Source organism: Schaalia sp. ORNL0103 (assembly GCF_019429565.1).
In the GTDB taxonomy this organism is placed as follows: Bacteria; Actinomycetota; Actinomycetes; order Actinomycetales; family Actinomycetaceae; genus Pauljensenia.
In genome coordinates, this window is record NZ_JAHXSA010000001.1 from 1,624,188 (window position 1) to 1,642,635 (window position 18,448).

Consider the following 18,448-nt stretch of genomic DNA (forward strand, 5'->3'; position numbering starts at 1 on the left):
CCGGAAGGAACACCCATGACCAACGATTCCCACAAGGCGCGCCTGGCTGCTCTCGTCCAGGAGCTTTCTGTCATCCACGAGAAGGTCACCCTGGCGTCGGGGCGCAAGTCCGACTTCTACGTCGACATGCGCCGCTCGACCCTCCACCACGAGGCGGCCCCGCTCATCGGCCACGTCATGCTGGACCTCCTGGAGGAGTCCGGCTTCGCGGTCGGCGAAGAGTACGTGGCCGTCGGCGGCCTGACGATGGGCGCGGATCCCGTCGCGACCGCGATGATGCACGCCGCCGCGTCGCGCGGCCTGGACCTGGATGCGTTCGTCGTGCGTAAGGCCGCGAAGGACCACGGCATGAAGCGCCGCATCGAGGGCCCGGACGTCGTGGGCAAGAACGTCGTCGTCCTCGAGGACACGTCCACGACCGGCGGTTCCCCGCTGGAGGCCGCTCTCGCCCTGCGCGAGGCCGGCGCGAACGTCGTCGCCGTCGCAGTGATCGTGGACCGCGCGACGGGCGCGAAGGAGCGCATTGAGGCCGAGGGCTTCCCGTACTTCTACGCGCTGGGCCTGGAGGACATCGGCCTGGCCTGATTCAGCTTGCATTGACGAGGCCGGGGCCTGGTTCTACGTGAACCTGGCCCCGGCCTCGTATCGGTGCGCGCGCCCTCACATGTGGGGGACGGAGCGCATGGCGCGCGCGGTCACCCATCGCGGGGCGACCTTCATGGCGCCCATGGCGACCTTGTAGGGGATGGTGGGGGTGACCTGAACGCGGCCCGCACGCACGGCGTCGAGGGCCTCCGTGACGACCTCTTCGGGGCTGGCCATGAGCCAGGAGGGGGTCGCACGCATGTCGACGCCCGCGCGCTCGAAGAAGGGTGTGTCGACGGGGCCGGGGCACACGACTGTGGCGGTAATTCCCGATCCCTTGAGCTCGGCGGCGAGGCCCTCGGTGAAGGCGACGACCCAGGCCTTGTGGGCGGAGTAAGTGCCCGCACCCGTGCGCGAGGCGACAGAGCCGACATTGAGGATGGCGCCGCGTCCACGCGAGCGCATGGAGATGCCGGCGTGGTGGGCCAGGGTCATGACGGCACGGACCATGACGTTCAGGCCGTTGATTTCGTTCTCAAGGCTGTTGTCCAGGAAGTCGGTTCCCAGTCCGAAGCCGGCGTTATTGACGAGGAGGTCGACGGGAGCCAGGTCAGGCTTGTCGCGGTCTGCGGGCCCTCCCACGTCGAGGCGGGCAGCGACGCGCGCGCAGCCCTCATCGGTCGACAGGTCGGCGGCGATCACCTCGGCGCGCACGCCGGCGACGTTCGCGAGCGAGTCCGCGAGCGCACGCAGGGTGTCTTCGCTGCGCGCGACGAGCACCAGGTCGTGGCCCGCGGCGGCCAGTTGCCAACAGAATTCTTCACCAATGCCGGAGGTTGCTCCGGTGACCAGCGCTGTTCCCATGGGGGAAGTCTAGCGCCGCATGGTGCGCGCAGCACGAAGCCGGGGCGGGAACGCGCGTGCGTCCCGCCCCGGCTTGGCGTGTCATCGAGTCCGGATCAGGTATCCGGCTCCACCGCCGGCGAGGGCCGCCGGGATGACGAGGAGGACCAGCCAGTAGGGGCTCCATCCGCCGGAGCGTCCTCCGTCAATAGCCGCTGCGATGGGCATTGCACCAGCTGCGTCGGCTGTCCCGTTCTCGGGGGCGGCCATGCCGCCACTCTGCGCGACCTCACCGCTCTGCGCACCGCTCTGGGGCGCAGCCGAGGGGCTCGCGGACGGGGTGGCCGCGGGAGCCGCCTTCGGGGCGGTCACGGGCGCCGAGCTGGCCGCACCTGTCGTTCCACTTGCCACTCCGTTGCTGCGAGCAGCCGGAGCGCCGGTCGCGCTGCCACCGGTCGCCGCGGAGGCCGGCGTACGAGTCGTGCCGGACGAGGCCGGGGTGCCTGCGTTTGTCGCGGGCGCTGCGGGCACTCGAACCGGGCCGCCAGTGGGAGCGGGAGCCGGGAAGGGGCGCGGCATCGGTGCAGGATCTGCGGTCGGAGCCGGAGCGGGTGCAGGATCCGCGGTCGGAGCCGGAGCGGGGTCCACACTCGGAGCCGGAGCCGGGTCCGTCGTCGGTGCGGGGGCCGGATCAGCGCTCGGCGCGGGGGCCGGAGTCGGATCGAGGCTCGGGGCGGGGACGGGCGCCGGGTCCGTCGTGGGCGCCGGGAAAGGCGTCGGCATCGGGGCGGGGGCCGGATCAACGCTCGGAGCCGGGGCGGGATCCACACTCGGCGCGGGTGCGGGCGTCGGCTCGGGTGCCGGGGTGGGGACCGGCTCCGGCACCGGGGAGGGCCCGGGCGACGGCGTCGGCACGGGTTCTTCCTCGACCGGCGCGGGCTGCTCATTGTGGCGTCCGGATCGGACGATCACGGTGAAAGACTGAGGCTCGACAAGGCTGCGGTCGCCGCTGCGCGCGCCCACCTCGATGCGGTAGGTGCCGGGCGCGCTGAAGACCCAGTTGCCGTGCATGTGCGTCGCCTCGGTCGTGTGGACGAGGCCGTCGCCCTTGGAGGAGTCGAAGTGGACCTTCGCGCCCGCACCGAAGGTGCCGCCCTGGAAGAACGCGACGCGAGCGCCTTCGGGGGCCTGCGCGAGGTGCAGGGTCAGGTCGGCTCCCTCGGGCAGGGCCGCGTAGTCGATGCCCTCGGTGGACAGACCGGGCCACACGATGTCGCTGTTCTGCGTCTCGGGCAGCACGTAGGTGGCGGTGCCCACCGGTCCGAGCACGTCGTAGCTCGCATCCGACAGGGAGGCGGGGCGCACGAAGCGCGCGTTGGGGGCGACCGTGAGAGTCGTCGAGCCAACGGTGCGTAGCACGGAGGTACGCGCGGCGGTCAGGGAGTCGTCCTTGACGGCCAGGCCGTAGGTGGTGCCGTTTTCGCCGCTGGCCTGGGTGAGGCGCACGTCCAGGTGTCCGCGCGCGATCTCCACGGGGTCGCTCAGTAGGGACGAGGCCGGGTCCGGCGTCGCGTTGTTTCCGCCGTTATCGGGCGCGGGAGCAGGCGCGGGCGTCGGGTTCGGCGCGGGCTCCGGTTCCTCGGGGGCGGCGATGCCATCGCGCATCTTCAGCATGGCGGTGAGGCCGACGTGAGAGCCGACCGTGACGTCGGAGGCTTCAGCGACGGTCATGACCGCGTCCGAGAGCGGGTGGGGGCGCAGGGTGACGCGCATGAACATGGGGTCGGACTGGCACACACCGAGGTCCTGTGCCTTCATGTCCATGCCGCCCGCACCCAGGGTGCCTTCCATGGAGCACCAGGGGCTGAAATCCCACTTGGATTCGAGGAACTCGATCTTGTAGGTGGCGCGCAGGGTCGGGTCGTTGGCGCGAACAGTGGCGGTGTACTGGTCCGTCGAGCCGGGGATCAGATCGTAGGAGACGTCGACGCGGCGCGAGGAGATCGGCAGGTGATCGGGGTTCCACACGGGGGCGGGATCCGGGTTCGAGGGGCCGAGGATCGTGTCGGTACCACCGACGGTGACGGGTTCGGTGTCCTTCTGCGAGTACTGGACGGTCTGCGAGATCCAGCGGGCCGAAGCACTGTCGCCGGGGATGTAGACCGCCTGAACAGCGGCAGTATCGGCGCCGAGCAGCTCGGAGACCGTCGCTCGGCCACCTTCAACGGGAACCTCGGTCAGGAAGTAACCGTTGACGGTGATCCACGCGCGACCCGTGTCGGTGGCGACACCGGTGTCGATCGTGATGTCGGTCAGGTGGTTGTCGCCTGGGTGCTCGCGCTCGCCGTGGTGCGACACGGTGAGGGTCGGGGTGGCGGCGTTTCCGTCGGTGCGCTCGGCGCGCGCCCCGTTATAGGCGGACACGATGTCCTTGATCGTGCCGTCGGCGGGATTCGCGCCGCCGACCTGCCAGACCAGCGGCGTGATCGGCGAGGAGTAGATGGCAGTGCCATCGGCGCTGCGCGCGGTCATCTTGTAGTTCGCGACGTAGCGGCCCGGCTGCGTGAAGGTCGTGTACAGGTGCGTGTGGCGCGGGTTGTAGACGCTGCGGTAGGCGGTGTCGTGGCTGGAGAGGAAGCGGTTCACGCTGTCGCCGTTGTCGATGAACATCTCCATGCGGCCCGGGCCGTCGACGCTGATGAGGTCGAGCGTGTAGGTCTCACCTTCGAACTTGTCGGTGTCGCCGATTTCGCCGGCGCCGAGGCCTGCCCAGATGGGCGTGTTACCGGGGCCGGGGTTCTGGGGGGCAGCGTTCAGGACGGTGCCCTCGGCACCCAGGAAGGATAGGTCGGGACGCTTCGCCGGGATGACGAGCTGCGACTTCGCTTCGTCCTTCTCGCCGGTGCCCGTCCAGGCCTTTGGGATCCACAGCGCGGTCTTCTCCATCGGTAGGTTGATGGTGTTGAGCGAGAAGCTGTTGGTGTCGTCATGCCAGACGGGGATGGGTGCATCGACGTGCTGTCCGGTGACGATCCAATCCTTGTCCTGGTCGGGACCGGCCCACGCGGCGGCGGGGGTCAGCGCCAGGAAGAGGGCGAGCGCAGCCGTGCTGATGCGTCGCAGGTGTGACATTCGGGTGCCTTTTCTAGCTATGTTGCAGGTGAGAATCATTATCACTCTAAATAAGTGAACACACAACTCACACGGGCCAGACATGTTTCACGCGCGTTTCACGCGGCCACTCCCCTGCCCCACCGATAGGCTCGACCCCATGAGATTTGCGACCTGGAACGTCAACTCCATCCGCACGCGCGTCGATCGCGTCATCGCCTTTCTGGAGCGCTCAGGCACGGACGTGCTGGCCATGCAGGAAATCAAGTGCCGCCCCGACCAGTTTCCCGTCGAACCCTTCGAGGCAGCCGGCTACCACGTTGCCATCCACGGTCTCAACCAGTGGAACGGCGTCGCCGTCGCCTCGCGTCTGCCCATCCTGGATGTGCAGGACCACTTCCCCACCCAGCCCGCTTTTGGCGAACCACCCGTGGTCGAGGCCCGCGCGCTCGGCGTCACCGTCGACACGACCGACGCTCTCCCCTCCCAGGACGGGCAGGCCTCGTCGATGACGATCTGGAGCCTGTACGTGCCCAACGGCCGCGAGCTTACGCACGCGCACTACGCCTACAAGCTGGAGTGGCTCGCAAACCTCGCCGAGCAGGGCCGCGGCTGGCTCACCGACCCGAGCGCCCTGATTGCCCTCGTCGGCGACTGGAACGTCGCTCCCCTGGACGAGGACGTGTGGGACATGAGCGCCTTCGAGGGAGCCACGCACGTGTCGGCGCCCGAGCGCGAGGCCTTCGCCGCTTTCGCCGCGGACGGCTGGGTTGAGGTCACGCGCGAGCGCGTCACAAACTACACCTACTGGGACTACCAAAAGCTGCGCTTCCCCAAGAACGAGGGTATGCGCATCGACTTCGCCTACTGCTCGCCGGCCCTCGCTGCGCGCGTGAGCGGCGCACAGATCGACCGCGACGAGCGCAAGGGAAAGGGCGCCTCCGACCACGTGCCCGTCATCGTCGACGTCGACTGAAAGGTAAACGAGGCCGGAACTCAGCCGGCCGACATGGGTCGAGGCCTGGGCACGCGCCCAGGCCTCGTTCCGTATCGATTACGCGTGCTCGCGCGCGAGGCGCAGCAGCTCAGTATTGAGGGCCGACCAGTTGTCGTGATGCCACTGCCCGAAAGGCTCCGCGCCAACGAAGGCGGCGCTGGCGCGAAGGTCGCGGTCCGCCCACACGAAGGAGCCGGATTGTCCGAAGTGCCCGATCGTGCGCGGAGAGGCGTCGGGCGCGGTCCAGTGCGGCGACTTCTCACCGCGAATCTCGATGCCAAGGCCCCACGGGCAGGGATTGAAGCGCCCGTAGCCGGGCACAACGCCTGCGAGCGCAGGAAACTGCGATAGTGCGGCGAGCGCAGCCAAGGGGCCGCCCACCAGGGTTGGGCTCGCGAGCTCGGCGCCGAAGAGGCTGACGTCGGACGCACTGGCGATCCCCGCGTGGGCGGGGCTACCGGGAATATCGGCCGTCGCCATGCCGAGCGGCTCGAAGACCGTCTCGCGCACCCACTGCGCAACGCCGACGCCGGTCGCGGCCTCAATCACCTCGCCGAGGACGTCGAAGCCCTCGTTCGAGTAGATCCGGCGCTTCTCGGGAGCAGCGACGGGGCGACGCCCTTCGAACGGCAGGCCCGAGGCGTGGGCGAGCAGGTGACGGACCGTCGCCCCCTCGGGACCCGCGGGATCATCGAGGGACATCAGGCCTCGTTCGACTGCGACCAGCACCGACCAGGCGACGATCGGCTTGGTTACCGACGCAAGCGGGAAGACACGATCGACGTCTCCGTGCGCAAAGACGACGTCGCCCCCGACGCGAAGGACGAGGGCGACATCAAAGGATGGCAGTGGGCCGATCACGCGGTGGCCTCCGGAGCCGGAGCCGCACCTGCCTCGGCGGCTGCGGTGGTCTTTTCGCTGATCTTACGCAGCGTGCGCGCGTAAACTTCTGCGACCTCCTCGGGGACCGAGGCCCCGAGCTGCAGCACGTAGTGCGCAGGCAGGCGCAGGAGCTGCACACACACAGCAAGGAAGTCCGCGACGAACTCACGAGCGTCGATCGGTTCGTCGTTGTAGCGAGCCGAGACGACGGAGCCGTACCAGTAGCGGATGAGGATCCTCGCAAGCGTGCGAGGAGTAGTGCCGATCTCGGCGCCTTCCTCATCCACGAAGGTCTGGATCATCGCAGTGAGGGCTTCCTCCATCTGCTGGGTGCGGTACTTGTAGTGTGCGTGTGCGGGGTGCGTCTCAGACGAGGACTCGGCCCACAGGACACAGTCCAGTGCGATGGCCGCGTCGGCGCCGGGCTTCATGGCGAAGCGCATTTCCCCGACCGCCCAGTCGACAAACGAGCCTGCGGTGATACCGCCCTCGTCGAACCCACCTTCGGCCTCTTCGTTAATGGAGACGTCGAAGAGCGCGTTCATTTCCTCGTGACGCTGGATCGCGCTGCGCAGGATGGCTTCCTTCGACGGGAAGTGATAGACCACCGCCGGGTGCGAAATGCCGACTCGGCGGCCAAGGTCACGCAGGGAAAAGCCGTTATAGCCTCGCTCTGCAATCAGAACCATCGCTGCCGAGAGGATGGATTCACGCGTCGCCTGTCCTACGGAGTAGGCGCCACGGGCCTTCCTCTGGGTTGTCATATCATCTCCTGCTGTTGCGGGCACCACATACCGAGCGTCCGAAATACACACTGGTAGTCAGTGTACCGCGCAATCTCAGGGTTTATCAACATTCATGACAAGCCCGTCAAGGGAATCGTTGATGTCAACTGTCACATTCTGACCATCTTGAACGTCTCCACTGAGCAGCAGCTTGGCCAGTCGATCGCCAATCTCGCGCTGAATCAAGCGGCGCAGCGGACGCGCTCCGAAGGCCGGATCATAGCCGACTCGAGCAAGCCATCCACGGGCCGGTTCGGTTACTGTCAAACCGATGCGACGCTCGCGCAGGCGAGACTCCAGCGATGCAACGAGCAAATCGACGATCTCGCCCAGATTTTCGCGGGTAAGCGCGTCAAACATGACCGTCTCATCCAACCTATTGAGGAACTCCGGACGGAAGGCCGCCGACACGACGGACATGACAGACTCCCGCTTTTCTTCGGGTGTCAAGTCGGGGTCCGCCAGGAACTGCGATCCAAGGTTCGAGGTGAGGATCAGAATGGTGTTGCGGAAGTCGACCGTCCGCCCCTGTCCGTCAGTGAGACGTCCATCATCCAGAACCTGCAAAAGAATGTCGAAAATCTCAGGATCGGCCTTCTCAACTTCGTCCAGCAGAACCACGGAATAGGGGCGACGGCGCACCGCCTCGGTCAGCTGACCGCCCTGCTCGTAGCCCACGTACCCCGGAGGGGCACCGACGAGGCGTGCCACCGAGTGCTTTTCGGAGTACTCGGACATGTCGATACGCACCATCGCACGCTCGTCGTCGAAGAGGAACTCCGCGAGAGCCTTGGCCAGCTCTGTCTTACCCACACCCGTCGGGCCGAGGAAAAGGAACGAACCTGTCGGACGGTTCGGGTCGGACAGGCCCGCGCGGGAGCGCCGGACCGCATCGGACACCGCACGCACAGCATCTTTCTGACCGATGAGGCGCTTTCCGAGCTCGTCCTCCATGTGCAGGAGCTTGTCAGTCTCCGTTTGCAGGAGCTTGCCCGTCGGAATTCCGGTCCACGCCTCGATGACCTCGGCGATCTCTGCGGGGCCGACCTTCTCTGCGATCATCGGCTCGTCGTCGCTTCGAGCATCCTGCTCCTCGGCCTGCGCTTCCGCCTCGGCGATCTGACGCTCGACTGCCGGGATTTCACCGTTCTGCAGACGCCCGGCCTCCTCCCAGCGCCCCTCGCGCACGGCCAGGTCCAGCTGGGTACGCAGCGAGTCGAGCTGGACGCGCAGGTCACCAACGCGGTTGTGACCGGCCTTCTCAGCCTCCCAGCGAGCCGTCAGAGCACGCAGGCTCTCCTCCCGGTCGGCGAGGTCGGCACGCAGTTTGCTCAGCCGCTCCTGGGTAGCCTCATCCAGGCCCTCCGGATCAGACTCGGTCAGGTAGGACTCCTCCATGCGGAGACGATCCACGCTGCGGCGCAGCTCGTCGATTTCGACGGGCGAAGAGTCCAGCTCCATGCGCAGGCGCGAGGCGGCCTCGTCGATCAGGTCGATCGCCTTGTCGGGCAGCTGGCGCCCCGTGATGTAGCGGTTCGACAGGGTCGCCGCAGCAACGAGGGCACCGTCGGAGATAGTCACCTTGTGGTGTGCCTCGTACTTCGGCGCGATACCGCGCAGGATCGCGACGGTGTCCTCGACCGAGGGCTCACCGACGAACACCTGCTGGAAGCGGCGCTCCAGCGCCGGATCCTTTTCGATGTTCTCGCGGTACTCGTCGAGAGTCGTCGCGCCGACCATGCGCAGCTCGCCGCGCGCGAGCATGGGCTTGAGCATATTGCCCGCATCCATCGCACCCTCAGAGCCGCCGCCCGCACCAACGACGGTGTGCAGCTCGTCGATGAAGGTGATGATCTGCCCGTCCGAGCGAGAAATCTCGGACAGAACCGCCTTCAGGCGCTCCTCGAATTCACCGCGGTACTTCGCGCCAGCAACCATCGACGCAACGTCGAGGGAGACGAGGCGCTTGTCGCGCAGGGACTCCGGGACGTCGCCCGCGACGATGCGCTGGGCGAGGCCTTCGACGACGGCCGTCTTGCCGACGCCGGGCTCACCGATCAGAACCGGGTTGTTCTTGGTGCGACGGGACAGGACCTGCACGACGCGGCGAATCTCGTTGTCGCGGCCGATGACCGGATCGAGCTTGCCTTCGCGCGCCACCTCCGTCAGGTCGCGCCCATACTTGGACAGGGCCTCGAAGGAACCCTCGGGGTCAGCCGAGGTGATCGGATCGGGGCGCAGCTGCGCGAGGGCCTGCGTCAGCGCATCAGCTTCGACGCCACCCTGGGTAAGGATGCGACCCGCCTCGGTCTGCGACGCAGCCAGCGCGATCAGCAGGTGCTCGGTCGAGATGTACTGGTCGCCGCCGGCCTCGGCGCGCTCGCCAGCGTCACGAACGACCGCGAGCAGAGCGTTCGAGGGCTGGGCGCTTCCGGTGGATGCGCCCTGGGCACTCGGGAGCGCCACGAGGGCATTGCGGGTGCGCGCGCCGATCGCACGCACGTCGGCCCCAACGGCCTCGAGCAGGGAGAGCGCGATGCCCTCGCGCTGTTCGATCAATGCTTCGAGCAGGTGGATGGGCTCCACCTGCGGGTTACCGGCTGCACCGGCAGCCTGGAGCGCAGAGGAGACGGCCTCCTGCGCCTTTGTCGTCATTTCACGTGCCATGAAATCACTCCTCCAAATGGTTTGTCTGGTGGCGTCGAGTCACTCAACGCCTTCTGACAGACACAACGAAGCCAAAGTTGAGTCTATTCCACTCAACTTCAATTTTGGGAAGGATGTGAGTCAGTTCTCGGGCAGCCAGGCAGGGCCATCAAACCCGCGCTGATGCCCACCGGCAGGACCAGACCCTTCATCGTCATCGAGGCCATAGCGCTCCTCGAGCGCACGGAAAAGCTGAAGGGTCGTTGCCAGCGCACACATCACCTGCTGCACGAGCTGCGCATCCGTCGCGCCATACTCGTAATCAGCATTCACCTCGGCGACGACACGGTCCCCCTCGTCCTGATCAGCGACGTAGGCCTTGGGCCACAGGAACTCGCCGTGCCACGCCTGCAGGAAGTCACGCAGATCCTCGCCGAATTCAACGGGAACGAGGCTCCTCATGAAGGCGACGATCGACAGCACCTCGCGCGAGTCACCGAGGAAGCGGAAGCAGAACAGGTGCCCCTCCCAAAAACCGCAGAGGTCCCCATCGCTATCGATACGCCAAGCCCACCCCTCAGAGTCGAAAAGGAGCCCTAGGCGCTCCTGCGTGATGGGGCGAACCATATCGAAACGATTGGCTTCAAACTCCGAATTACCCGTGACAATTCCTTCCGGAGGTGCTGCATTGCTACCTCCCCATTGTTCCATATCAGAGGCGGTATCGTCCGGCAGTTCACGGCGGCGAGGCGTCTCCTCACCGTCGGTTCCTCCGTCGGCATCCGCCCGCCATAGCCAGCCCATGATGTACCCCTAGTCGTGCCGATGATTGATGACGCGCCACTGCGTCGCTACCGATGGGGCGAGAGCGCGCCGATCGCCCCTGACTGCGGTCTGCACATGCATACCCATTGGCGCCTCCTCAGCTCACCTCATCGTGTTACCAGCACGTGTCTTGGTAACTTCACAGTAGCGCAGAAACCGCGAAAAACCAACGCCCTTGGCTGATTCAGGCACGCGGAGGAGACGCGCAACAAGACGGCACGTCACCATCGTCGCAGCTCACCCCGCAGTGATCACACCACTTCGTAATAAATGTATAGTCGCTCACATTTCGATATAGCCCTTGCAAGCAGAGCTTATTTCTATTAAATAGGAAAATTTCGCTCACTTTCGCACGCACTCCCCTGCGCACGCCCATTGGGCTCGACACCCGGCGCGAGGACCGGAGCCGCCGGGGACGACGAGGCCTGCGCGACTCCTGCGGGCGCATCCGAGCGAACGACGGGAACGGGCACGAAGGCCGGCATCGGCCTCTTCTTGGCGCTCTTCGCGACCAGCCAGCGCAGCGCCCACTCAGCGGGACCGCGCGACGATCCCAAAGCCTCGGCAATGGCGCAGCCCAGGCCGATCAGCGCCCACACGACGAGCGCAATCAGGCCGGACACGGCGACGCCCAGCGAACGCACACCGTAGGAGATCGCCAACCCACAGATGAGGATGAAGAGCAGCGTTTGGGACAGGTAGGCGGTCATCGAACGGCGACCGATCGCGCTGAGGAAAGCGCACGCGGTGCCCAGCTTCTCGCGCGGGCCGCCGCCCACGAGGGCCAGAAGAGCCAGCCAGCCGCACGCACCCGCGACCCCCGAGGCGTGGAACAGCGGATAAGACCAGGCGGCCGATCCCACGAACGCCCAATCCAGCTGCATCAGCGCGAAAGGCAGCCCCCCGAGCGCTCCGATGCCCAGGCCGCACGCCGCAATGCCGGACAGCAACGCCCCACGCCCGCGCGGATCCTGGAGGAGGCCCCAGCGCGCCACGCCCACACCAATCATGACGCAGGGAACCACCAGAGCCGTGAGGACAGTCATCGGCGTCGCGATGAGCCAGGAGGCAACAGACACCAGCGGATACCCCGCGTCCAGCGATACGGGATCGTGAAACTCCAACATCATCGGTTCTCGGCCCACCCACGCCGCCATCGACCAGATTCCCAGCAGGCTCAAGGAGCCGATGAATACGCCGACCAGCACACGCAACCATGCGCGCGTCATGACGATCACCTCAGCAAAAATCACCGCAACCAGGCCGTACGCCCCGATGATGTCACCCGAGAAGAAGACAGCGTGCACCAGGCCGAAGGCCAGCATCCACCAGCCGCGGCGGCGAATCAGGCGCGAGGCTGTGCGGCGAACGTGACGCTCGATGTTCTCCTCGAGAATCTGTCGTTGGACGGGATGCCAGCCGGCGACCACCTCGGCGGGGAAAATGTCTGCAATGGCCCTACGCTCGCGCTCCATCGTGCGCGAGGCCATGATCGCCATGCCGAAACCGAACAGGATCGAGAAGAGCGGGTAGGCCCTGCGGTCAACGAACAGGGTCCGCGCCAGGTACCACCACTGGTCGGCGCTGCCCATAGCCGAAAGCGCCGCATGCCCGGCGTGAGGCGCCTCCGGGAAGTACCTGAGCCAGAAGGGGACGTTTGCGAGCGCAATGAGCGCAAGCATAAAGCCGCGCGCGACGTCGGGGGCCGGGTATCGAAGCTGGCGTTCTCCCGTGAAAGACAGGGTATGCATGGCGTCCTTACTCGTCGTGGTGTCAGTGTGACAAAGGGGCGAGGCCGGAGAGTGTGTCCGGGCCTCGCCCCTGATCGCGTCGCGCGGGTCAGTACATCGCTTGCATCATGGCCTGCTGCTGAAGCTCTTTGGTCTTGCTGCCGGCTCGAACAACGAGGATGATACCCACGATCAGCAGGACGATGCCGGTGACGCCAACCACGGTACTCCACAGGAACGCGCCGCTGGTCGAACTCACCATGTCCTCACCGCTCGCGGGCAGGCCCGTGATCCTCGCGTCAGACGGCAGGCCCTGGCACTGGATCCTGTAAGTGCCCTGCGCCAGACCATCGAGGTAAAACACCTCCGCGCTGCCCTGCAGCTGCTTCATCTCGAAGCTCTGGTTACTTGCATTGATCAGCGCGCACGAGGACGCCTTATCGGGCGAGAGAGACACCGTGTAGCTGCCGTTAGTGCCAACCTCGACGTTCCCACCATTTGGCACGACAGTGCCGGCGGCCATATTTTGCGCAATACCCGAGAGCCCCTGGAACATGAGGACGAAGAAAAGGATGGGTGCGGCGACAAAAGACATGAGGACGCCCAGGACGATCAGAATGGTGCCGGGGGCCTTGCTGGGGCCCTTTACGATCGGCATCGGGGCCGGACCACCGTAGCCCTGGAAGTTCTGAGGCCCTCCCTGCATGGGCATGCCCTGCATGGGCATACCCTGCATCGGAGCTCCCGCTCCGTTGTCTCCGTACTGGGGCCAGGGTGTGCCCTGATTGCCGGGGACACCGTAGGTGGGATTCGACATGCGTGTGCCTTCCTGAAGGAAATTTTGCTTAAGCATAACAATGCGGCACGCGGACTGAACAGTGCGCCGACGCGATCGGAACGCTCGAATACCCCTCGATCGTACGCTGTTTCCTGCCGTAGGGGAAAGCGTCAGCGGGAAGCGCAAAGGGGACGAGGCAGGGGATAGTTCCCCGGCCTCGTCCCCTTGTTGGAATCTGAGTCAGCGCACGGCGCTCAGCATGGCTTCCTGCGTGATGCGGCGGCGCTTGCCGTTCACCTTCACCAGGAGGACGATGCCGACGATCAGGAGGATCAGGCCGACAACGCCGACGACGGTGCCCCACACGAAGGGCATGGCGAAGACCTTTGCCACGACCTCAGGCGATGCGTTGAATGCGGTGATGTTCGCGCCGTTGGCGATGCCGTCACACTGCAGCACGTACGAGCCCGCGGGCACGTGCTCCACCAGGTACACGTCCTCGCTGTCAGCGTAGGGTTCCAGCTCGTAGCTCTTGTCGTCTGCGCCGATCAGCGAGCATGAGGGGTCCTTGTGCGCGTCGCCCCGCACCATGAAGACACCATCCGCAGTCACGGTGACGACGCTGCCGTTGGCGGTGGTACCACCCTTGACCGCGTTCCCATCGGTGCCAGCCACGCCGGCGATCATCGTGGCAAAGAAGACAATCGGTGCAACGATGATCATGAGCACCACACCGAGAACGAGCGTGGTGACGGCGCCACCTCGGCCGGGCAGCTTCGGCATGGCCACGGGCGCGGGAGCGCCGTAGCCCTGCGGGGCTGCGGCACCCGGGTAGGAAGTGCCGTTCGTGGGCACCGCGCCGGGCTGGCCCGCGGGACCGTAGGAGGGATTCGACATGTCTGTGCCTTTCTGATGAGACATCTACTCGACTCGTGAGTAAGCCGCGCAGATTGACGAGAACGTGCCAACATAGCACACCGGCGACCGCTGCGCGGAATCGGCGGTCAAAAATTCCGAGCTCTGGTCACGTATCAGCTTAGCGAAACTCCGCTCAGGCGCTCCTCCCGCAGCTCAGCGACACCCGGAACGTCGAGCGGTTCCAGCGTTGCGCCCGTGGCTCGCTCGAGCAGAAGGTCCGCCAGCTCGGGGTTACGAGCGAGAGCGGGGCCGTGCATGTAGGTGGCGATGACGGATCCCTGAACAGCGCCGTCGTAGCGCACCTCGGGCACTTCTTCTCCCTGGGGTGTGCCGTTTCCGACACCCGAGATGACGCGTCCCAGCGGGGAGGCGTCGGGGCCAAGAACGGTGCCGCCCCCGTGATTTTCGAAGCCTGTAAGGGTCTGTGTCAGGCCATTAAGGACGGGTTCACAGACGAGCTCGCCAATCGCTCGGTGCCCCTGGGGGCGCGTCGTAATGTCGAGGACGCCCATACCGGGAACGCGCACGCCCCGCGCGTCCTCGTACCAGTGGCCGAGAACCTGCAGGGAGGCGCAGATCGCGAGGAGCGGGCGCCCCGCGTCAAGGGCGCGGGCGAGACCGGAGGTACCGCGGAACTTGTCGGCCGCGAGCGCCTGGGCGGTATCCTCGCCGCCTCCGAGAGTGTAAATGTCCAGGCTGTCCGGGATCTCCTCGGTCAAGCCGACGTGGACGACCTCGGCATCGATGCCGCGCCTGCGGGCGCGCTCGGCGAGGATCAGCGCGTTACCGCTGTCGCCGTAGGTGCCCAGGACCTCGGGCATGAGGACGCCGATTCGCAGCGTGGAGGTGCTCATCGCGTGCCTTCCTTTCGATCGAGCAGGACCTTGAAGTCGCGCATGGCCGTGTAGTTGAGGAGCATCTCGACGCGGCCAGGCTCGCACGCGGCGAGAGCGTCCATGGGCAGCGGAACGAGGTCGCAGTGGACGCCCGCGTATTCGAGGCGCACGGCCAGGTCGGCGCCTCGCTCGCCGCAGGCCACGACGCGGCGGCCGGGCTGCTTGACGGCGGAAAAGTCTACGTCCCACAGCCAGGAGAGGTCCTGGCCGTCGGGCACCTGGCCGTTGACACCGATGACAACCTGGTCGACGCGCGGGTCGATCATCGTCATGGCTTCCTGCCATCCGGCGGGGTTCTTGGCGAGCATGAGGCGCGCACTGCGTCCGTTGACGTCGTGGACGGAGTAGCGTCCCGCGACTTCGGTGACGCTGCTGACGGCCGCGGCGGCAGCCGCGGGGTCGATGCCCATCGCGACGGCGGCGGCGACGGCCTGCGCGGCATTGCCAAGGTTGGCGCGCCCGGGAAGCTTCAGTTCGAGGGGGACGCTGACGCCGTCGGGTCCCCGCAGCGTCGCACGCGGGCCCTCGGGGGCCAGCTCGACGTCCTCGAGCCACCACTGAGGCTGAGGACGGCTGCTGAGCTCAGGGAGTTCCTCACCGTCGAAGGCGGGGATCAGGTGCCAGTCCTCGCCGGAGCGGACGACGCGGCCACCGCGCGGGTATGCGGCGGAGTCACCTCCCCAACCGGCGCCTGCGGCCACCCACACGACGTTCGGATTGTCGGCGGCAGCGGAAACGATCAGCGGGTCGTCGCAGTTCGCAACGACGACGGCGCCCGGGTGGGCCGAGGCCCCGTCACGCAGGCGACGCTCGACGGAGCCAATTTCGCCGACGCGGTCGAGCTGATCGCGCGAGAGATTCAGGTACACGAAGACCGCTGGATTGACGTCGGCGGCGACGGCGGGCACGTGCATCTCGTCGACCTCGAGGGCCGCTCGCGTCGCCCCCTTACCCTGCATGAGGGCCGTAATGACGCCCGAGGTCATGTTGTCGCCGTTGATGTTGGAGGCGACGGGTCCGGCGCTTTCGAGGGCCGCCCGCACCATGCGGGTCGTCGTCGATTTTCCGTTCGTACCGGTCACGATGACGGAGGAGTAGGGGGCTGCCAGCTCTGAGAGGAACTTCGGCGAGATGCGCATGGCAACCTCACCGCCGATCATGCCGCCGGATCCGCGTCCGAGGGCCCGGGAGGCGAAGCGGGCGGCACCGCCGGCCGCTTTGGCCACGCGCGAGCGCACCGAGAGGTGATGCGAAGATTTCGTCATGCGTCCACGTTAACGCATGCGGGGCATCGGTCGCGCCGCTGACGCATCTCGACCCTTTCTATCAGGACACGAACGAGGGGCGCCGCGGCGACCGCTTTCCTCGCGCGACACGCTGATACGTACCTGACCTGCACAGATAGTTACGTATTGCATATCGACGTTATCCACGCCATCTCTCTGTGATGGCGTCGATATGTCCCACCGGTCAATATCGACCGATGAGCCACCCAAGAGCATCGTCCCATCGGCCCACAACATGAGCATTTTCAAGGAAAAGGCGCACCCGCCGACAAAATTGCAGGTCAGAGGGCATTTCCAAAAAAATAGTAGCGAATCTGACGCACGCATTTCACGCGGCCCCTGCACGTTTGTGCCAAGCGGTCCACACCCGAATAATCAACTATCGAAACCTGCCGTGACCTGGTAAAACTATGTTCAGCAGGCGAAAGCCTGTCGCCTGTTCCAGGCTTCGGTCGGGGATCCTGTGTGCCCCCGGATCCTCGATCGAATATGCTGCGGGACCCATCCTTTGGATGGGTCCCGCAGTCCTTTATATCTCGATGCCTAGCGGCGAGAGACGATCGTCCCCTCAATCACCGCGCGCCCATTCGATCGCGGCGCAGCCGGAAGGGCCGAACGCGCCGAAGCCTCGGAGGAGGCGAGCGCCGCGAGCGCCCGCACCGGATTCCACACGGTGAGAGAGCCTCCGGAGCGAGCCTCAGACCTCGAGGAGCTATCCCACGGGCGCTGGCCTCGCCGCATCGGCATAACCTGACCGTCAGCGGACGCAGCGAACACGCGATTGCGCTTGGCTTCGGCCGCTGCGACCGCCCCACGCAGGGCATCCCGCTCCTCTTCCAAGGCCTCGACGCGCCGCTCGAGCTCGAGGATGCGTCGGATTCCCGCCAGGTTGATGCCCTCTTCCTGGCTCATCCGCTGCACGTCGCGCAGACGCTGCACGTCCCGCTTCGTATAGCGGCGTCCCCGCCCCTTAGTACGGGCGGGGATCACCAGGCCGAGACGGTCATACTGGCGCAGGGTCTGCGGATGCATGCCCGCCAGCTCGGCCGCAACCGAGATGACGAACGTGATCGCATCGTCCGATCCCGTCTTCGCCATGGCTTACTCCTCCACGGCCTCGAACAGGGAGGCGCGGACGTCGAGGTCGCCCTCGGCATTCGCGATCTCCTTCGCGAGCTTCTTGAGGTCGCGGCTCGGCTTGGCGGGAACCTGGATGGCCACGCGGGCAATCAGGTCACCCGTCGCCTTGGAGGTCTTCACTCCCCCGCCGCGCACGCGGATCTCAGCGCCCGAGGAGGAGCCCGCGGGCACCTTGACCGTGGCCGTGTTGCCGTCGATCATCGGCACGTCGACGACGGTGCCAAGGATGGCCTCGGACACGGTCACGGGCAGGGTGAGGACCAGGTCGTCACCCTCGCGCGAGAACACGGGATGCGGCTTGACCGTCACGGCGACCTCGAGGTCGCCCGCGGGACCGCCGTTGATGCCGGGCTTACCGTGGCCCTTGACGCGGACCTTCTGGCCGTCCTTAATGGCCGCGGGAATGCGGACCTTGATCGGAGAGCCGCCAACCCTGATGGTCAAGGTCGCGCCGTTCAGGGCCTGACGGAAGGAAATGGCCAGCTTTGCGCGCACGGTCCCGCCCTTTTCAGGGGTGGGTGCCGCCTGCTGGGCGTGACCGGCGGCGCCGAAGGGTGAGCCGTAGGGGTCGCCTCCAAATCGCGCGCCACCGCCGCCACCACCGAAGAGGCCGGAGAGGATGTCCTCAAAGCCAGCCCCGCCGCCGGGCATGCCGGAGGTCTGGAAGCGCACGTTATGGCCGCCTCCACCGAAGCCGCCGGCGCCGCCGAAGGCACCGAAGAGGTCCTCGAAGCCGCCCGTGCCGCCCGATCCGGCGGAGAAGCGCGCCCCACCGCCGGCCATCGCGCGGATCGCGTCATAGCGCTTGCGATCCTCTTCATTGGACAGGACGGCGTAGGCCTCGCCGATCTCCTTGAACTTGGCCTCCGCGGCCTTGTCGCCCGGGTTCTGATCCGGGTGCCACTGCCGAGCCAGCTTGCGGTAGGCCTTGGTGATGGCCTTCTTATCCGCCGTCTTGTCGACTCCGAGGACCTTGTAGAAGTCCTTGGAGAACCATTCCTGTTCACTCACGCGCGTGTCACCTCT

15 protein-coding genes are annotated in these 18,448 nt (G+C 66.4%); 2 read left to right on the top strand and 13 right to left on the bottom strand.

Going from position 1 to position 18,448, the window contains the following annotated elements:
* The first annotated feature begins 15 nt into the window (after positions 1–15).
* Positions 16–585 carry an orotate phosphoribosyltransferase gene (gene pyrE / locus JJJ16_RS07090; protein ID WP_219751888.1) on the top strand — a complete coding sequence of 190 codons (570 nt, stop codon included), beginning with the start codon at positions 16–18 and terminating at the stop codon, positions 583–585.
* Between the two features lie 75 nt (positions 586–660).
* Here pyrE and JJJ16_RS07095 read toward each other — a convergent pair whose 3' ends face one another.
* Together JJJ16_RS07095 and JJJ16_RS07100 are read right to left on the bottom strand one after the other, a co-directional pair.
* Positions 661–1,449 carry an SDR family NAD(P)-dependent oxidoreductase gene (locus JJJ16_RS07095; protein WP_219751889.1) on the bottom strand — a complete coding sequence of 263 codons (789 nt, stop codon included), beginning with the start codon at positions 1,447–1,449 and terminating at the stop codon, positions 661–663.
* An 81-nt stretch (positions 1,450–1,530) separates the two neighbouring features.
* Positions 1,531–4,560: a choice-of-anchor M domain-containing protein gene (locus JJJ16_RS07100; protein ID WP_219751890.1), complete on the bottom strand. Its 3,030-nt coding sequence runs from the start codon at positions 4,558–4,560 to the stop codon at positions 1,531–1,533.
* Positions 4,561–4,699: 139 nt separating this feature from the next.
* Here JJJ16_RS07100 and JJJ16_RS07105 point away from each other — a divergent pair, with 139 nt between their 5' ends.
* Entirely contained in the window at positions 4,700–5,515 is an 816-nt protein-coding gene (locus JJJ16_RS07105; RefSeq protein WP_219751891.1) for an exodeoxyribonuclease III, read from the top strand.
* Between the two features lie 78 nt (positions 5,516–5,593).
* On the opposite strand, the gene JJJ16_RS07110 is transcribed toward JJJ16_RS07105, so the two are convergent.
* The 11 genes from JJJ16_RS07110 to JJJ16_RS07160 form a co-directional block, all read right to left on the bottom strand.
* Positions 5,594–6,397, bottom strand: a complete 804-nt coding sequence (locus JJJ16_RS07110; RefSeq protein WP_219751892.1) for a serine hydrolase domain-containing protein — start codon at positions 6,395–6,397, stop codon at positions 5,594–5,596.
* Entirely contained in the window at positions 6,394–7,182 is a 789-nt protein-coding gene (locus tag JJJ16_RS07115) for a TetR/AcrR family transcriptional regulator (RefSeq protein WP_060565841.1), read from the bottom strand. Before JJJ16_RS07115 ends, JJJ16_RS07110 begins: the two co-directional genes overlap by 4 nt.
* 75 nt (positions 7,183–7,257) lie before the next feature.
* Positions 7,258–9,870: an ATP-dependent chaperone ClpB gene (gene clpB, locus JJJ16_RS07120; RefSeq protein ID WP_219751893.1), complete on the bottom strand. Its 2,613-nt coding sequence runs from the start codon at positions 9,868–9,870 to the stop codon at positions 7,258–7,260.
* A gap of 120 nt (positions 9,871–9,990) precedes the next feature.
* The gene (locus tag JJJ16_RS07125; protein WP_219751894.1) at positions 9,991–10,653 is read right to left on the bottom strand and encodes a YbjN domain-containing protein; all 663 of its coding nucleotides are present in this window, start codon (positions 10,651–10,653) and stop codon (positions 9,991–9,993) included.
* Between the two features lie 344 nt (positions 10,654–10,997).
* Complete coding sequence (locus JJJ16_RS07130; protein WP_219751895.1) at positions 10,998–12,425, bottom strand: DUF418 domain-containing protein; 1,428 nt, start codon at positions 12,423–12,425, stop codon at positions 10,998–11,000.
* 88 nt (positions 12,426–12,513) lie between these two features.
* On the bottom strand, positions 12,514–13,221 hold the full coding sequence (locus JJJ16_RS07135) for a hypothetical protein (RefSeq protein WP_225905021.1): 708 nt from the start codon (positions 13,219–13,221) through the stop codon (positions 12,514–12,516).
* A gap of 201 nt (positions 13,222–13,422) precedes the next feature.
* Complete coding sequence (locus JJJ16_RS07140) at positions 13,423–14,079, bottom strand: hypothetical protein (protein ID WP_219751897.1); 657 nt, start codon at positions 14,077–14,079, stop codon at positions 13,423–13,425.
* A gap of 134 nt (positions 14,080–14,213) precedes the next feature.
* Positions 14,214–14,954, bottom strand: a complete 741-nt coding sequence (locus JJJ16_RS07145) for a type 1 glutamine amidotransferase (RefSeq protein ID WP_219751898.1) — start codon at positions 14,952–14,954, stop codon at positions 14,214–14,216.
* Positions 14,951–16,261: a Mur ligase family protein gene (locus JJJ16_RS07150; protein ID WP_219751899.1), complete on the bottom strand. Its 1,311-nt coding sequence runs from the start codon at positions 16,259–16,261 to the stop codon at positions 14,951–14,953. Before JJJ16_RS07150 ends, JJJ16_RS07145 begins: the two co-directional genes overlap by 4 nt.
* Before the next feature lie 564 nt (positions 16,262–16,825).
* Positions 16,826–17,380, bottom strand: coding sequence for a heat shock protein transcriptional repressor HspR (locus JJJ16_RS07155; protein WP_048670594.1), 555 nt, complete (start codon positions 17,378–17,380; stop codon positions 16,826–16,828).
* 3 nt (positions 17,381–17,383) lie between these two features.
* Positions 17,384–18,433 carry a DnaJ C-terminal domain-containing protein gene (locus JJJ16_RS07160; RefSeq protein WP_219751900.1) on the bottom strand — a complete coding sequence of 350 codons (1,050 nt, stop codon included), beginning with the start codon at positions 18,431–18,433 and terminating at the stop codon, positions 17,384–17,386.
* Positions 18,434–18,448 lie beyond the last annotated feature (15 nt).

Excerpts from the sequence above, each read along its gene's own strand:
- pyrE (WP_219751888.1), top strand. The coding sequence starts at position 16 with ATGACCAACGATTCCCACAAGGCGCGCCTGGCTGCTCTCGTCCAGGAG.
- JJJ16_RS07095 (WP_219751889.1), bottom strand. The coding sequence starts at position 1,449 with ATGGGAACAGCGCTGGTCACCGGAGCAACCTCCGGCATTGGTGAAGAA.
- JJJ16_RS07100 (WP_219751890.1), bottom strand. The coding sequence starts at position 4,560 with ATGTCACACCTGCGACGCATCAGCACGGCTGCGCTCGCCCTCTTCCTG.
- JJJ16_RS07105 (WP_219751891.1), top strand. The coding sequence starts at position 4,700 with ATGAGATTTGCGACCTGGAACGTCAACTCCATCCGCACGCGCGTCGAT.
- JJJ16_RS07115 (WP_060565841.1), bottom strand. The coding sequence starts at position 7,182 with ATGACAACCCAGAGGAAGGCCCGTGGCGCCTACTCCGTAGGACAGGCG.
- clpB (WP_219751893.1), bottom strand. The coding sequence starts at position 9,870 with ATGGCACGTGAAATGACGACAAAGGCGCAGGAGGCCGTCTCCTCTGCG.
- JJJ16_RS07125 (WP_219751894.1), bottom strand. The coding sequence starts at position 10,653 with ATGGGCTGGCTATGGCGGGCGGATGCCGACGGAGGAACCGACGGTGAG.
- JJJ16_RS07130 (WP_219751895.1), bottom strand. The coding sequence starts at position 12,425 with ATGCATACCCTGTCTTTCACGGGAGAACGCCAGCTTCGATACCCGGCC.
- JJJ16_RS07135 (WP_225905021.1), bottom strand. The coding sequence starts at position 13,221 with ATGTCGAATCCCACCTACGGTGTCCCCGGCAATCAGGGCACACCCTGG.
- JJJ16_RS07140 (WP_219751897.1), bottom strand. The coding sequence starts at position 14,079 with ATGTCGAATCCCTCCTACGGTCCCGCGGGCCAGCCCGGCGCGGTGCCC.
- JJJ16_RS07145 (WP_219751898.1), bottom strand. The coding sequence starts at position 14,954 with ATGAGCACCTCCACGCTGCGAATCGGCGTCCTCATGCCCGAGGTCCTG.
- JJJ16_RS07150 (WP_219751899.1), bottom strand. The coding sequence starts at position 16,261 with ATGACGAAATCTTCGCATCACCTCTCGGTGCGCTCGCGCGTGGCCAAA.
- JJJ16_RS07155 (WP_048670594.1), bottom strand. The coding sequence starts at position 17,380 with ATGGCGAAGACGGGATCGGACGATGCGATCACGTTCGTCATCTCGGTT.